16 protein-coding genes are annotated in these 14,993 nt (G+C 57.8%); 6 read left to right on the forward strand and 10 right to left on the reverse strand.

The features are described from left to right. Nucleotides 1–48 precede the first annotated feature (48 nt). The 3 genes from mnmA to A7976_RS14150 are packed head-to-tail and all read right to left on the reverse strand — an operon-like array spanning nt 49 to nt 2,245. Nucleotides 49–1,137: a tRNA 2-thiouridine(34) synthase MnmA gene (gene mnmA, locus A7976_RS14140; RefSeq protein WP_067113376.1), complete on the reverse strand. Its 1,089-nt coding sequence runs from the start codon at nt 1,135–1,137 to the stop codon at nt 49–51. Next, the gene (locus tag A7976_RS14145; RefSeq protein ID WP_067113379.1) at nt 1,134–1,577 is read right to left on the reverse strand and encodes an NUDIX hydrolase; all 444 of its coding nucleotides are present in this window, start codon (nt 1,575–1,577) and stop codon (nt 1,134–1,136) included. Before A7976_RS14145 ends, mnmA begins: the two co-directional genes overlap by 4 nt. Nucleotides 1,578–1,609: 32 nt before the next feature. Further along, nucleotides 1,610–2,245 carry a MarC family protein gene (locus A7976_RS14150; RefSeq protein WP_067113382.1) on the reverse strand — a complete coding sequence of 212 codons (636 nt, stop codon included), beginning with the start codon at nt 2,243–2,245 and terminating at the stop codon, nt 1,610–1,612. Nucleotides 2,246–2,306: 61 nt separating this feature from the next. On the opposite strand from A7976_RS14150, the gene A7976_RS14155 reads away from it, so the two are divergent. From A7976_RS14155 to rng, 3 genes are read left to right on the forward strand one after another with little or no spacing between them, the layout of a single operon-like run. Then, entirely contained in the window at nt 2,307–2,852 is a 546-nt protein-coding gene (locus tag A7976_RS14155; RefSeq protein ID WP_067113385.1) for a DJ-1 family glyoxalase III, read from the forward strand. A 21-nt stretch (nt 2,853–2,873) separates the two neighbouring features. Beyond that, nucleotides 2,874–3,461, forward strand: a complete 588-nt coding sequence (locus A7976_RS14160) for a nucleoside triphosphate pyrophosphatase (protein ID WP_067113388.1) — start codon at nt 2,874–2,876, stop codon at nt 3,459–3,461. Further along, nucleotides 3,458–4,906 (forward strand): ribonuclease G, encoded by a 1,449-nt coding sequence (rng, locus tag A7976_RS14165; protein WP_067113395.1) that lies wholly within the window; start codon nt 3,458–3,460, stop codon nt 4,904–4,906. The genes A7976_RS14160 and rng overlap by 4 nt, the downstream gene beginning before the upstream one ends. A gap of 82 nt (nt 4,907–4,988) precedes the next feature. On the opposite strand, the gene A7976_RS14170 is transcribed toward rng, so the two are convergent. From A7976_RS14170 to A7976_RS14190, 5 genes are read right to left on the reverse strand one after another with little or no spacing between them, the layout of a single operon-like run. Beyond that, the gene (locus A7976_RS14170; protein ID WP_067113402.1) at nt 4,989–6,980 is read right to left on the reverse strand and encodes a dynamin family protein; all 1,992 of its coding nucleotides are present in this window, start codon (nt 6,978–6,980) and stop codon (nt 4,989–4,991) included. Next, nucleotides 6,977–7,276, reverse strand: a complete 300-nt coding sequence (locus A7976_RS14175; RefSeq protein WP_067113405.1) for a DUF167 family protein — start codon at nt 7,274–7,276, stop codon at nt 6,977–6,979. Before A7976_RS14175 ends, A7976_RS14170 begins: the two co-directional genes overlap by 4 nt. Beyond that, nucleotides 7,276–7,851 (reverse strand): YggT family protein, encoded by a 576-nt coding sequence (locus A7976_RS14180; RefSeq protein WP_067113415.1) that lies wholly within the window; start codon nt 7,849–7,851, stop codon nt 7,276–7,278. The genes A7976_RS14175 and A7976_RS14180 overlap by 1 nt, the downstream gene beginning before the upstream one ends. A 9-nt stretch (nt 7,852–7,860) precedes the next feature. After that, nucleotides 7,861–8,670 carry a pyrroline-5-carboxylate reductase gene (gene proC, locus A7976_RS14185; RefSeq protein ID WP_067113418.1) on the reverse strand — a complete coding sequence of 270 codons (810 nt, stop codon included), beginning with the start codon at nt 8,668–8,670 and terminating at the stop codon, nt 7,861–7,863. Between the two features lie 55 nt (nt 8,671–8,725). Beyond that, nucleotides 8,726–9,436 (reverse strand): YggS family pyridoxal phosphate-dependent enzyme, encoded by a 711-nt coding sequence (locus A7976_RS14190; RefSeq protein WP_067113422.1) that lies wholly within the window; start codon nt 9,434–9,436, stop codon nt 8,726–8,728. A 44-nt stretch (nt 9,437–9,480) separates the two neighbouring features. Here A7976_RS14190 and A7976_RS14195 point away from each other — a divergent pair, with 44 nt between their 5' ends. The 3 genes from A7976_RS14195 to A7976_RS14205 all read left to right on the forward strand — a co-directional run bounded on the left by A7976_RS14195 (nt 9,481) and on the right by A7976_RS14205 (nt 12,723). Next, complete coding sequence (locus tag A7976_RS14195; RefSeq protein ID WP_067113425.1) at nt 9,481–10,521, forward strand: type IV pilus twitching motility protein PilT; 1,041 nt, start codon at nt 9,481–9,483, stop codon at nt 10,519–10,521. Between the two features lie 57 nt (nt 10,522–10,578). Continuing rightward, nucleotides 10,579–11,715, forward strand: coding sequence for a PilT/PilU family type 4a pilus ATPase (locus tag A7976_RS14200; protein WP_067113429.1), 1,137 nt, complete (start codon nt 10,579–10,581; stop codon nt 11,713–11,715). Between the two features lie 93 nt (nt 11,716–11,808). Continuing rightward, nucleotides 11,809–12,723 (forward strand): DUF72 domain-containing protein, encoded by a 915-nt coding sequence (locus A7976_RS14205; RefSeq protein WP_067113432.1) that lies wholly within the window; start codon nt 11,809–11,811, stop codon nt 12,721–12,723. A 22-nt stretch (nt 12,724–12,745) separates the two neighbouring features. Here A7976_RS14205 and A7976_RS14210 read toward each other — a convergent pair whose 3' ends face one another. Then, entirely contained in the window at nt 12,746–14,020 is a 1,275-nt protein-coding gene (locus A7976_RS14210; RefSeq protein ID WP_067113435.1) for a dihydroorotase, read from the reverse strand. Next, nucleotides 14,017–14,973, reverse strand: coding sequence for an aspartate carbamoyltransferase catalytic subunit (locus tag A7976_RS14215; protein ID WP_067113437.1), 957 nt, complete (start codon nt 14,971–14,973; stop codon nt 14,017–14,019). Before A7976_RS14215 ends, A7976_RS14210 begins: the two co-directional genes overlap by 4 nt. Between the last annotated feature and the right edge of the window lie 20 nt (nt 14,974–14,993).

A 14,993-nucleotide genomic window follows, 5' to 3' on the forward strand; every position in this document is an offset into this window, starting at 1 on the left:
TATTCCGAATTCCGGGATCTGTCTGCGGCAGTCCCGGAATACATTTCTTTAGTAAGCTGCTGGCGCCGTGATAATCCCACCGCCCAGACATACCCGGCTTTCATACACCACCACCGACTGCCCCGGCGTCACGGCCCACTGCGGCAGCCCGAAACGAATCTCGCAATTTTCGCCGGTTATCGCATCGATTTCGCATGGCGCATCCGGTTGCCGGTAGCGCGTCTTGGCGGCATAAACCCAGTGCGTGCGAGGCTCGGAGCCTGCGATCCAGTGCATTTGCTCCGCTTGCAGGCCGTCACTGAAAAGCAGCGGATGATCGTGGCCCTGTACCACCGTCAGAACGTTGTTCGTCATATCCTTGCCGGCGACAAACCACGGCGTACCATCACCGTCCTTCGATCCGCCGATACCCAAGCCCTGGCGTTGGCCGAGCGTGTAATACATCAATCCGCTGTGACGGCCGACGATTTTACCTTCCGGGGTGCGCATTTCGCCGGGTTCGGTGGGCAAATAACGTTGCAGGAATTCGCGGAACGGGCGTTCGCCGATGAAGCAGATGCCGGTCGAATCTTTCTTCTCACTGGTGGCGAGTCCGGCCTTGCGCGCGATTTCGCGTACTTCGCGCTTGTATAGGCCGCCCAGCGGAAACAGCGTCTTGGAAAGCTGGGACTGATTCAGGCGGTAGAGGAAATAGCTTTGATCCTTGCTGCCGTCCTCGGCTTTCAGAAGTTGAAACAGGCCGTCGACCTCGCGTACCTGGGCGTAGTGGCCGGTCGCGATCAGATCGGCGCCCATGCCCATCGCATGATCGAGGAATGCACGGAACTTGATCTCGGAATTACAGAAAATATCCGGGTTGGGTGTGCGGCCGGCGCGGTATTCATCCAGGAAGCCGTTGAAAACCTTTTCCTTGTATTCCTTGCTGAAATTGACTGCTTCGATTTCGATGCCCAAGCGATCGGCCACGGCTACCGCATCGATCAGATCCTGCTTGGCAGGGCAATATTCGTCGGTGTCGTCGTCTTCCCAGTTTTTCATGAACAGGCCGACGACCTCATAGCCTTGTTCCTTGAGTAGCAGGGCTGTGACGGAGGAATCCACGCCGCCGGACATGCCGACAATGACTTTTTTCTTCATAAATGGGTGAGTACCGATAATGGAAAACGTTGCCCGGCCAGATAATCTTCAATGCAGGTCAGCACCTGCGGGCTGCGGTGCTTGTCCTTGCCGGCACGGATGTCGTCAGGGCTCAGCCAGCAAGCGCGGATGATGCCGGTATCCAATGCCTGCAGCGGATCATGCCCTACGATTTCACCGGTAAATGCGAAGCGCAAATAGGTAATATCCTTTTTCGGGTGTTTCCAATGATAAACGCCCAGCAGTTCCGTTGGCTTGAAGCGATAAGCGGTTTCTTCCCGGGCTTCACGCACGACGGCCTCGAGCAGGGTTTCACCTTCTTCAAGGTGGCCGGCGGGCTGGTTGAACAATATCCCTTCGGCCGTTTCCTCTTCGACGAGCAGAAACCTGCCGTCCTGTTCGATGACGGCGGCCACGGTGACGTTGGGTTTCCAGATCATAAGCTTAGAATCGCGAAAAACAGGCAATTCTACTAGGTTCGCCACCCCGGGAACAGACTCCCCAGGCCTTGCGTCATGAACTCGATGGCCATTGCGGCCAGAATCAGGCCCATCAGCCGGGTGACGATGATGATGCCGACAGCGCCGAGGCGGTTGGCAATGGCCATCGACAAGCCAAGGATTGCCCATACCGATGCTGCAACGACCAGCACGGGTAACGCCAGCGCCAGATGCCCCCAGAAGCCGCCGCTTTGCTCGGCGGTAATGATGATGCTGCTGATGGCCCCCGGACCGGCCAGCAAAGGGATACTGAGCGGAACGATGGCCACCGCTTCGCGGTCGATGGATGCCTGCGCTTCTTCTACTGTCTGCCTGTCGCTGAGGGCTTTGCCGTGCATCATGGAAATCGCCATCAGCAGCAGCAGAATGCCGCCGCCGACCTGGAAAGAAGGGATGCTGATGCCGAAAAACTCCAGTATGCGGTCGCCAACGAAAATTGCGACGGTCAGTACCGTGAAAACTGTCAAGGCGATGATGCGTACGGTACGGGCACGGTCGATGGCCGACCAGCCCTCGGTCGCGGTGACGAAAATCGGCACCGTGCCTATCGGGTTGACGATGGCAAACAAGGCAATGCCGACTTTGAAGAGATGGCTCCACTCGTCCATTTGATGGCCCTTATTGAATGGGTTAGTATCCTTGCCTCATCCCACGACAAGGAGACAAGCCATGACGAAGGTATTGATTCCGCTTGCGCAAGGATGCGAAGAGTTGGAAGCGGTGACGGTCATCGACATTTTACGCCGCGCCGGTATCCAAGTCATTACGGCCGGTCTGGAGACCGGGCCGGTTCGCGCCAGTCGCGGTACGGTGCTGTTGCCGGATGCGACACTGGACGACGCACTTGAAAATGAATTCGACATGATTGTCCTGCCCGGAGGCATGCCCGGTTCCGAGCATCTCAAGAATGACAAACGTGTCATTGCTTCGTTGCAAAAAGCGGCGGCTGAAGGCAAATATATCGCTGCAATTTGTGCGGCTCCCATGGCGTTGCACGCTGCCAACTTGCTGCAGGGCAAGAAGGCCACCAGTTTCCCGGGTGTTCTGGACGCCATGCCCGGCAGTCACACCTACATGAATGATCGCGTCGTGGTGGATGGGCGCATCGTGACATCCAAAGGCCCGGGTACGGCCATGGATTTTGCCCTCACCCTGGTCGAGTTGCTGGTTGGTAAATCAAAGCGCGATGCGGTCGAGTCCGATTTGCAGCGCTAACTTCTAAATAGAGCCTTTCCCATGAATTTCAAAATCTATCTGGCTTCCCGTTCGCCCCGTCGCGGCGAGCTGCTCGGCCAGATCGGCATCGGTTTCGATGTCCTGCCGTCGGATGTCGATGAATCCGTGCTCCCCGACGAGGCGCCGGAGCATTACGTGATGCGACTCGCGAAGGAAAAAGCCTCCGTCTGCGTGCAACGCCTCATCGAGCAGGATCTGCCTGTGCTGCCCGTGCTGGCCGCGGATACCACGGTCTGCATCGACGGCATGATCATCGGCAAGCCAGAAGACGACGCGGATGCTGCCGCGATGCTGCGGCGCATGTCCGACCGCTGGCATGTGGTGCATACGGCGGTTGCGGTCGCCGACCGCGATCGCGTGGTGGTTGCGTTATCCAGCACGCAAGTTGAGCTGGCTCCGTTAAGCGATACCGATATCGCCGCGTATATCGCTTCCGGCGAACCGCGCGACAAGGCCGGAAGCTATGGCATCCAGGGCTTGGCCGGGACATTCATCCGCCGCATCGAAGGCAGTTATTCGGGAGTGATGGGCCTGCCTGTTTATGAAACCGCGCAATTGCTCAAACAATTTGGAGCCGTCCTCCCGTGAGCGAAGAAATACTGATTAATGTCACCCCCCAGGAAACCCGTGTCGCCATCATGGAGCAGGGCGTGGTGCAGGAACTGCATATCGAGCGTACCAGTTCGCTCGGGTTGGTAGGCAATGTCTACAAAGGCAAGGTGTGCCGCGTATTGCCGGGCATGCAGTCGGCTTTTATCGAAATCGGGCTGTCGCGTGCGGCGTTTCTGCACATTGCGGATATCCTGGAGTACGAGATCAATGCAGAGAAGCCGATCCAGGAGTTGCTGCACGAAGGCCAGACGGTAATGGTGCAGGTAATCAAGGAGCCCATCGGCAGCAAGGGTGCGCGCTTGACCACGCAGATCAGCATTGCCGGGCGCTTTCTCGTGTATCTTCCGCAGCAGGAGCATATCGGCGTATCGCAGCGCATTGAAGATGAAGCGGAGCGCGATGCCCTGCGGGACAGACTGTTGCGCTTGCTGCCGGAAAAGCGCGTGGGCGGTTACATCATTCGCACCCTGGCGGAAAGTGCCAGCGACGATGAGCTGCTGGCCGACCTGGAGTACCTGCACAAAGTCTGGGCCAATATCCAGGCATCTAACGGAGAGGTATCGCGCGGGTCATTGGTTTACCAGGATCTGACGCTGCCAATGCGCGTGCTGCGCGATGTGGTGAATGAGAATACCGACCGCATTCTGGTGGATTCTCGCGAAACGCATCAGAAAATGATGGATTTTGCGCAAAGCTACGCCACCGGTGTGGTGGAACGTATCGAACGCTATTCGGGCGAGCGTCCCCTGTTCGACATGAACAGCGTGGAGCAGGAAATCGAAAAGGCCTTGTCGCGCAAGGTTGAGCTGAAATCCGGTGGTTACCTGATTTTCGATCAGACGGAAGCGTTGACGACGGTGGATGTGAACACCGGCGGATTCGTCGGCGGCCGCACCCTGGCCGACACCATCTTCAAGACCAATCTGGAAGCGGCCCAGGCCATCGCACGCCAACTGCGGCTTCGTAACCTGGGTGGCATCATCATCATCGACTTCATCGATATGGAGGAGGAAGCCCACCGCGCGGCCGTGCTGGATGAGTTGCGCAAGGCGGTTTCCAGAGACCGCGTGCGTTCGACGATACATGGCTTTTCCGGATTGGGACTGGTCGAGATGACTCGCAAGCGCACCCGCGAGAGCCTGGCGCATATCCTGTGCGAGCCTTGTTCGTCATGCCAGGGGCGCGGCGAGATCAAGACGGCCCAGACGGTATGCTACGAAATCCTGCGAGAACTGGTGCGCGAAGCCCGGCAGTTCAATGCGCGTGAATACCGCGTGCTGGCTTCGGAAAGCGTGATCGATCTGTTCCTGGACGAGGAATCGCAAAGCCTGGCGCAGCTGTCCGATTTCATCGGCAAGCCGATTTCATTGCAGGTGGAAAGCCAGTACGCACAGGAAGCGTTCGATATCGTATTGATGTAGATTCCGTAGCGCAGGCGAGGACGCCTGCGCTACGGAGCATGGGAAGTACATACAGCAGCGGGCTCATCCGCCCTACATATCTTCAGGTCGTGAGCGGCGCCAGCGTCGGGCCGCCGGCAGTAGTATTCTCGATTGGCGAGGCGGCAGGGGACGCAACCGAGTTTTGCGCAGCTTTCATCAGCCGCAACAGAATCTGGTCCAGCGTCGCGCTCTGGGCCTGCAACCCAGCCAAATGCGCATTAACCTCGTCGATGTTCTTTTGCAGCGACGCTTGATTCTCATGGATTGCCATCAGCGATTCGGTGCGCTTGTCCAGTTGTGCCTTATGCTCCGAAATTTGCAGCTTGAGCGGCGCCAGCAAACCTTTGAACCAATTGCCGGTATCGTGTTTGGCTTTTTCGAATTCCTTGCGCACTTCCATGACCAGTGTGTAGAAGAATTTACGCACCAGAAAGTGTTTTTCGGTCATCACGTTCACGGGATCGGCACAAAACTCATCGGCGCGCGTCTGTAACGCCAGCATGCCTTGATGAAATTCCGTCATGTCGAGCGGCTGCGGGCGCAGTTGTTCGAAACCATGCTGGGTGTGGAACAGCAGGTACAGGGATTCGCCCATGTTCGAGAGCTCCTGCGCCTGGCGGCTGATTTTTTCCGCCATTTCGCCCGTTTCCTTGATCAGGCTCTTCATGCCCTGGTTGAGGCCGTGCGTTGTCCAGCTGTCGCCGATTTTCTTCTGGCTTTTTTCCAGCATCCTGTCGAGTTGCGTCAGGCTGAGCTGCTGCATGATCACTTCGCCTTGCTGCATGATGCGCTGATTGGCGTCGTTGAAGGTGCGCACGGATTCTTCATACAGTTTGCGGTCGGTAGCGACCTTGGACAGCATGCTTTCCACCACGCTGAGATTCTGCCCGCGCAAGGAATCCAGTTCGGCCTGTTGGGCGCGCACTCCGGCGAGACGTTGTTGCATGGTCTTGCGCGAGGCTTTGACCATGTTGCCCGTTTCGGTGACGACAGTTTTGCGCAGTATGTCGTGCTTGGCGCCTACCACGCTGCGCGCAAGCACGTCTTCCACGCGCTCGATACCGCTTCTTTTCAGCAGTTCGGTATCGTTTTTTACCCGCGCCACCAATGCTTTCTGTGCCGAAATGGCGAATACATCGGCCGGAGGCAATGCCAGTTGACGCGCGGTTGAGACCACTTGCGACTGGATCATCGCATTGATTTCGGCTTCGCTTTTCATGTCATCCCAGAGGATGTCGATTTTGTTCAATACCGCCAGTTTCCGGCTGGTGCGCTCGCGGATGAATTTGGTCCAGATTTCCATATCCGACTTGGTGACGCCGGTGTCGGTCGCGAGCAGGAAAATCACCGCATGGGCGTTCGGGATGATGCTGATGGTGAGTTCCGGTTCGGTGCCAAGTGTATTGAGGCCGGGAGTATCCAGAATCACCAGGCCGCTTTTCAGCAGCGGATGCGGGTAATTGATGAGGGCGTGACGCCATACCGGCACATCGACCTTGCCCCTGGTTTTGAGCGAATTTACCATGCCGACGTCCTGGTCGTCCCAGAGTCCGAGCGCCCGTGCCTCGTCCAGTGTGACTTCCTTTTGCGCGACCAGTACCTGCAGAGCTTCTTTCATCGTCTCAGCTGAGGTGGTATCCAGCCGCAGCTTGCTCCATTCCGCCGGGGTCGATTTCAGATAAACGAGGCCGTCGTCGCGTTTTCGCGTCTCGATCGGCAGCAGTTTGATGTAGGGCTCTTCGTTATCGTCCCAGAAAATCTCGGTCGGGCACATCGTGGTGCGACCGGGGTCGCTGGGCAGCAAGCGTGATTTGAAATTCGAGAAGAACAGCGCGTTGATGGTTTCGGTCTTGCCGCGCGCGAATTCGGCGACAAAGGCCAGTACCAGCCGGTCGTTCTTGACGGCCTGCGCCATGTCGTAAAGCCGCAGATCCTGCAGCCCGTCGGAAGCGCCGGTAAGGTCCAGCCAATCGCGATAATCGTTGATGGCGCCGGCCAGTTGCTCGCGCCATAGCTGATAATCGCTGATTTGTTGTTCGAGCGTGTTGCTCATTGCGGTGTCCAGAGTGTGTCGGGCAATATCTGGGGATCGGCGATTTCGACGACTTTGTGCCGTGCGTGCTCGCCATGTTTCAACTGCACCTGATTTTTGCTGACTTTAAATGATTTTCTTAGAAAGTCCAATAACTTATCGTTGGCCTTGTGGTCGGCCGGAGGGGCGGCTACCTTGATTTTCAAGGCGCCGTCATGCAGGCCGGCCACTTCCGTACGGTTGGCATTCGGCTGGATGTAGAGGTCGAGCGTCAGCAGGCGTTCGTCCTCCTTGAAGCGGTACCAGGTGACGGACATCAGAACAATTGCATCAATTGCTGCTCTAGCGGTGCTACCAGCAGCATCAGCAGCAGTTCGACCAGGATAAACACGATCAATGGCGTCAGATCGACCCCGGCAGTGTAAGGCATGCGACGGCGCAACGGACCCAGAAAAGGGCGTGTCAGGCTATCCAGTACCGGCGCAATCGGCGTATGCGGATTGAGCCAACTCAGCACCGCTTGCAGGATCACGGCATAGAGAATGATATACAGCGTCAGTTTCAGGATGCCCAGCACAGCCAACCCCAGCAGCGCGAGATATACCTGTGGATCCGCGACCAGCAAAGGGAAATCGTGCAGCCACAGCACGGACAGTTGAAAAGCAAGTTGCGTCAGCAGTGCCAGCAGCAGCGAGGCGGTATCTAGCCAGCCAATGGAGGGAACAATGCGGCGCACAGGGCGCACGGCGAAATTGGTCAGCGAAACGATGGCCTGCGACAGCGGGTTGTGAAAAGGCGCACCGGTAAGCTGCAAATAGCAACGCAGCAGAAATGCCAGGGTGAGCAGGCCGAGCAGCGTTCCCAGCAGGAATTCCATGGCTTGCATGAACATATCGAGTCCTTAATCCTTTCCCAGCAGATCGCCCATTTCGCGGGAGCGTTCGGCGGCGGCATGCAGTGCCTGGACAATAGCATTTTTTATACCTGCGGTTTCCATGCTGAGGAGCGCGCGCTCGGTTGTTCCGCCCTTGGAGGTGACTTGTGTCCGCAGTACGTCGGGGCTTTCGGTACTTTGCAACGCCAGCTGGCTGGCGCCGAGAAAGGTTTGCAGGCTGAGGTCGCGCGCCTGTTGCGGCGACAGGCCCAACTCCAGCGCCGCTTGCTGCATGGCTTCGATGAAGTAGAACACATAGGCGGGACCGCTGCCCGAAACGGCCGTGACGGCATCCATTTGCGCTTCTTCATCCAGCCATACCGTGCTGCCGACTGCAGCAAGAATGTTTTCCGCTTGTCTGCGTTGTTCTTCGCTGGCACCGGATGCCGCAAACATTGCGGAAACGCCGCACCGTATTTGTGCCGGGGTGTTGGGCATGACGCGTATCACCGCGTCATAACCGCCCAACCAACGGATCAAGTCGCCGCTACGGATGCCGGCGGCGATGGAAACGACCAATTGGTGGCGCAGCAGGCTGCCGAGGAAGATGGCGATGTCGCGCAACTGCTGTGGCTTGACCGCCAGCACCACGATGTCGGCGATTGCCACGCTGGGCAACTGGTCGCTGACCGCGACGCCAAAGTCGGCTTGGAGTTGCTGCCGCCTAGCCGGGTCGAGTTCGATGACACCGATGTCGGCGGCTTTCCAGCCCTGTGCGATCAGTCCGCCGATAAGCGCGCGGGCCATGTTGCCGCCGCCGATAAATGAAATTTTCATGTATGCCTTACGTTAATGATCGATTGAACCGCCAAAACGCCAATCCCGAGCAGGTTTATTTTGGGTTCCCTGGCGGTTGAATTCTAATACGCGGGCCAAAAATGGCCGTGCCGATGCGCACGATGGTGGCACCCTCCGCGATGGCCGCGGGAAAATCCTCCGACATTCCCATCGATAGGGTATCCAGCGCCAATCCGCGTTGCTTCAGCGATTCCAGGAGTTCCCGCAGCATTCTAAACTGCTGGCGTTGCAAAGCAATGTCGTTCGTCGGCGCGGGGATGGCCATGAGCCCGCGCAATTTCAATCCCGGGAGTTGCGCAATGGCATCGGCGAGCGCTTGCACTTCATTCGGTTCGACTCCACCCTTGCTTTCCTCTCCGCTAACATTCACCTCGATGCAAATATTGAGGGGCGGCAAGCCGGCGGGGCGTGCATCGCTTAATCGCTGTGCAATTTTCAGCCGGTCCACGCCGTGTACCCACGCAAAATTTTCGGCAATCGGACGCGTCTTGTTGCTCTGGATCGGGCCGATGAAATGCCATTTCAGCGGCAGATCGGCGAGCGCAGCCATTTTTTCCAGCGATTCCTGCAGATAGTTTTCGCCGAAAGCATATTGTCCGGCAGCATGGGCTTCACGGATTGCATCCGCCGGCTGCGTTTTGCTGACGGCAATCAGCGTGACCGATTCCGGAGCCCGTCCGGCCTCGGTTTCGGCCTGCCGGAGGCGCGACTTTACAGCTTGCAAGCGTTCCGAGATTGAGGTCATAATCCGTCCATTCGATTACTAAAAATTATATCAGGGGAATCTCGATGGACGTTTCCGATCTGCTGGCATTTTCGGTCAAGAACAAGGCTTCCGACCTGCACCTCTCCGCCGGTTTGCCGCCGATGATCCGCGTCCATGGCGACGTGCGCAAGATCAACATGCCATCCATGGATCACAGCCAGGTGCACGACATGGTGTACGACATCATGAACGACGGCCAGCGCAAGTTCTACGAAGAAAACCTGGAGTGCGACTTTTCCTTCGAAATTCCCAACCTCGCGCGTTTCCGCGTCAACGCGTTCAACCAGAACCGCGGCGCTGCTGCCGTCTTCCGGACGATTCCATCCAAGGTGCTGACGCTGGAGCAGCTTGCCGCCCCGCCAATCTTCAAGGACATTGCACAGTATCCCCGCGGGATCGTGCTTGTCACCGGCCCGACCGGTTCTGGCAAATCGACGACGCTGGCGGCGATGGTCGATTTCATCAATGAAAACGAATACGCCCACATTCTGACGGTGGAAGACCCGATCGAATTCGTGCACCAGTCCAAGCGCTGCCTGATCAATCAGCGCGAAGTCGGGCCGCATACGCTGTCGTTCGCCAATGCGTTGCGTTCGGCCTTGCGCGAAGACCCGGACGTGATCCTGGTGGGCGAAATGCGTGACCTGGAAACCATCCGTCTGGCGCTGACCGCCGCCGAAACGGGGCACCTGGTGTTCGGCACGCTGCACACCAGTTCCGCCGCGAAGACCGTCGACCGTATTGTCGACGTGTTCCCCGCTGCCGAGAAGGATATGGTGCGTTCCATGCTCTCCGAATCGCTGCGCGCCGTTATTTCGCAGACGCTGCTCAAGACCAAGGACGGCAACGGCCGCATCGCGGCGCACGAGATCATGATCGGTACGCCGGCGATTCGTAACCTGATTCGCGAAAACAAGGTTGCCCAGATGTATTCGTCCATCCAGACCGGACAGGCGCTCGGTATGCAGACGCTGGACCAGAACCTGATGGAACTGGTACGTCGCAATCTGGTGGCAGGGGATGAGGCCAGAGCCAAGGCGACCAACAAAGATATGTTTGTATAAGCCGAAACCTCTAACAACGGAAAGCCCGCGAGGTTTTTGGAACAGGAGAAATAAATCATGGATCAAGGTCAGGCAGAAAAATTCGTATTTGATTTGTTGCGCATGATGCTGGCGAAGAATGCTTCCGACCTGTTCATCACGAACGGTTTCCCGCCCGCGCTCAAGGTTGACGGCAAGGTGACTCCGGTCACGAACCAGACGCTGACCAATCAGCAATGCAAGGAAATCGCGCGTTCCATCATGAACGACAAACAGGCGGCGGAATTCGATGCGACCAAGGAGTGCAATTTCGCGATTGGTTTGCCCAACGTGGCGCGCTTCCGCGTGAATGCATTCATCCAGCGCGGCTCGGTCGGGCTGGTGTTCCGGACGATTACCACCAAGATTCCCAAGTTCGAGGAACTCGGGTTGCCGGATGTGCTGAAGGAGATCGCGATGACCAAGCGCGGTCTCGTGATTTTCGTCGGCGCCACCGGCTCCGGCAAATCGACCTCGCTGGCCGCAATGGTGGGCTATCGCAATGAAAACAGCTACGGCCACATCATTACCATCGAAGACCCGATCGAATTCGTGCACGATCACAGGAACTGCATCGTCACCCAGCGCGAAGTCGGCGTGGACACCGAAAACTGGTTTGCCGCGCTGAAGAACACGCTGCGCCAGGCTCCGGACGTGATCCTGATCGGCGAAATCCGCGATCGCGAAACCATGGACTATGCCATCGCCTTTGCCGAAACCGGCCACTTGTGTCTTGCGACCTTGCACGCCAACAGCACCAACCAGGCGCTGGACCGCATCATCAATTTCTTCCCGGAAGAGCGCCGTCAGCAATTGCTGATGGATCTTTCGCTGAATGCCAAGGCCTTTATTTCGCAACGCCTGATTCCCAAAAAGGAAAGCAAGGGGCGCGTGCCGGCGGTGGAGGTGATGATCAATTCGCCGCTGATCTCCGACCTGATCTTCAAGGGCGAGGTGCACGAAATCAAGGAAATCATGGCGAAGTCGCGCGAACTGGGCATGCAGACATTCGACCAGGCACTGTTTGATTTGCACGAGGCGGACATGATCACTTACGAAGATGCGTTGCGAAACGCCGATTCGGTGAACGATATCCGCCTCAAGATCAAGCTGGAGGGCAGGGAGTCGAAAGACAAGGATCTTTCCGCAGGCCTGGATCACCTCGGCATCGTGTAACCGAACTACGCCAGCCGGGATCCTGTCGTACCGGATGGAGGTGCGAGTGCCAAGTCTGCGCCCCCATCCTGCTTACCATCAGGAGTTCCGCTCATGTCCGGCAATATCCGCATTGGCATTTCAGGCTGGCGCTACCCTCCGTGGCGCAAGGTCTTCTATCCGCCCGGTTTGACGCAAAAACGCGAATTGGAATTCGCTTCCCGCGCGCTGCCTACCATCGAAATCAACGGTTCGTTTTATGGCCTGCAACGGCCAGAGAGCTATATGCACTGGTACGACGAAACGCCCGAGGATTTCGTGTTCAGCGTCAAGGCGAACCGGTATGTAACGCACATCCTGCGGCTCAATAAGGTCGAAACGGCCGTCGCCAATTTCTTCGCATCCGGGCTATTTCACCTGAAGGAAAAGCTGGGGCCCATCCTCTGGCAATTTCCGCCGAGTTTCAGGTTCAATCCGGAAAATTTCGAAAATTTTCTCAGGCTTCTGCCGCACGATACCGAGGCTGCGGCAGCTTTTTCACGGCGAAACCATGCAGGTGCTGCGGAGCGCACCTATCTTGAAACCGACAGAAAACGACCTTTGCGGCATGCCGTTGAAATCCGTAACGAAAGCTTTGTCGACAAGACGTTTGTCGACTTGCTGCGGCATTACAAGATCGCGCTTGTAATTGCCGATACGGCAGGAAAATGGCCGTATCGCGAGGATGTGACCGCCGATTTCGTGTATTTGAGACTGCATGGCGCGGAGGAGTTATATGCGAGCGGATATACGGATAAGGCTTTGAAAAACTGGGCAGCCAGGATCACTGCATGGAGCAGGGGGCAGCAGCCGAAGGATGCGCATCTGATCATTGAGCGCAATCCGCCAAAAAGGAAATCGCGTGATATTTACTGTTACTTTGATAACGATATCAAAGTGAAGGCGCCCTTCGATGCGCGCAAGCTGCTCGGGCTATTGGGTCTCGAGCAAGGGCTGGCGCCGCTGGATCATCCAGGAAGTCTGGTCTAGCAGGCGCCTGTTTCCCGGAGTGTCAGGCCTGATGCACCAAATGCCCGGCGACGATGGTTGCGCGCACCTTGCCGGCCAGTTCCAGTCCCAGGAACGGCGTATTTTTGCCTTGGCTCAGTAGCGACTGGCGATCCACTTTCCAATATTCCTCCGCATCGAACACGCAAACGTCTGCGCATGCGCCCTCGCCGAGGTGTCCGGCATCGATGCCGAGCAGTGCGGCGGGTTCGCTGGTGATGCGCGCCAGCGCGGCGACCAGCGGCGTGCCGCTTTCCTGTGCCCACTTAAGCGTCAGCGGCAGCAGCAATTCCAGCCCGGTTGCTCCCGGTTCGCTTTCGGCGAAAGGCGCCAGCTTGGCATCGTCATCCACCGGTGTGTGGTCGGAACAAATGGCATTGATCGTGCCGTCGGCCAAGCCTTGGCGCAAGGCGTCTCGGTCGCGCTGCGAGCGTAGCGGCGGTTTAAGGTGGCATTGCGGATCGAAGAAGCCGATATCGTGTTCGGTGAGGTGCAGGTGATTGGCTGCGATGTCGCAACTCACCGGCAAGCCTTGCTGTCTTGCCTTGCGCAGCATTTCCAGGCCGTCGCGCGAGGAAATCCGGCACAAATGAACGCGCGCGCCGGTTTCCTGTGCCAGTGCCAGGATCGTTGCCAGCGCAATGGTTTCGGCACTGGCTGGAATGCCGGTCAGGCCCAGCCGGGCGGCGACTTCGCCATCATGCGCCACGCCGTTGCGTGCAAGGTAAGAGTCTTCGGGGTGCAACCAGACGGTAAAACCGAAGGTGCTCGCGTACTGCATTGCCCGGCGCATTACCTGCGTATCGATCAGCGGTGCCGTGACATGCGAAAATCCGACGCATCCGGCTTCGGTCAGCTCGCACATTTCGGTCAGGTTCTTGCCTTCCAGTTGGCGCGTCAATGCACCCAGCGGATAGACGTGCGCCAGATTGAGCAGCTTGGCGCGATGCTTGAGCATTTCCACCAATCCCGGCTCGTCCAGCACCGGGTCGGTATCCGGCGGGCAGGCCAGGCTGGTGATGCCGCCAGCCGCGGCCGCGCGCAGTTCGCTTTCGAGCGTGGCCTTGTATTCGAAGCCCGGTTCGCGCAAGCGTGCGGAAAGGTCGACCAGGCCGGGGCAGACGATCTGCCCGCTGGCATCCAGCGTCTGGTTGGCATGGAAATCGGCAGGCGGATTGCCGATGGCGACTACCCTGCCCGCAGCGATGAACAGATCCTGTATCGCATCGATATTGTTTTTGGGGTCGATCAGGCGACCGTTCTTGATATGGATTTTCATTCGGTATTTCCGGCGAGTATGCTCATCACGGCCATGCGTACTGCAATGCCGTAGGTGACTTGGGGCAGGATCACGGATTGTGTGCCGTCGGCGACCGCGGAGTCGATCTCGACGCCGCGGTTCATCGGCCCGGGATGCATCACGATGGCGTCGGGTTTTGCCAGCGCCAGCTTTTCCTGGGTCAGGCCATAGCATTTGAAGTACTCCTGCGCCGAGGAGAGCAGCGCTCCGCTCATGCGCTCGTTTTGCAGTCGCAGCATCATGACCACATCCACGCCTTTCAATCCTTCGCGCATGTCGTGATAGACCTGCACCCCCATGCGATCCACGCATTCCGGCAGCAGCGTCTTGGGCGCAATTACACGGACCTCAGGCACGCCCAGCGTCGTCAGCGCATGAATTTCGGAACGCGCCACGCGAGAGTGCAAGAGATCGCCGACGATGGCGATGCGCAGGTTATGCATGTCCGGCTTGTAGCGACGGATGGTGAACACGTCCAGCAAACCTTGCGTGGGATGCGCATGGCGACCGTCGCCGGCGTTGATCACATGGATGTGCGGTGCCACGTGGCGGGCGATGAAGTGTGCCGCGCCGGATTGCGAGTGGCGCACCACGAACATGTCGGCATGCATCGCCGTCAGGTTATCCACCGTATCGAGGATCGTTTCCCCCTTGGATTGCGACGAACTGTTGACGTTGAGGCTGACCACGTCAGCGGATAATCGCTTGGCGGCAATTTCGAACGTCGTGCGGGTGCGCGTGCTGTTCTCGAAGAAGATATTGCACACCGTCTTGCCGCGCAGCAGCGGGACCTTCTTGACCTCGCGTTCGGAAACGCCGGTAAAGGATTCGGCGGTATCCAGGATGTGACGCAAGATATCCTTGGACAATCCTTCAATGGACAACAGGTGCTGCAGCTCGCCGTTTTTATTGAGTTGCGGGTTTTGGGGCATGGTTAGGGCGTGTTCATATT

This window comes from Methylobacillus sp. MM3 (assembly GCF_001645185.1).
Lineage (GTDB): Bacteria > Pseudomonadota > Gammaproteobacteria > Burkholderiales > Methylophilaceae > MM2.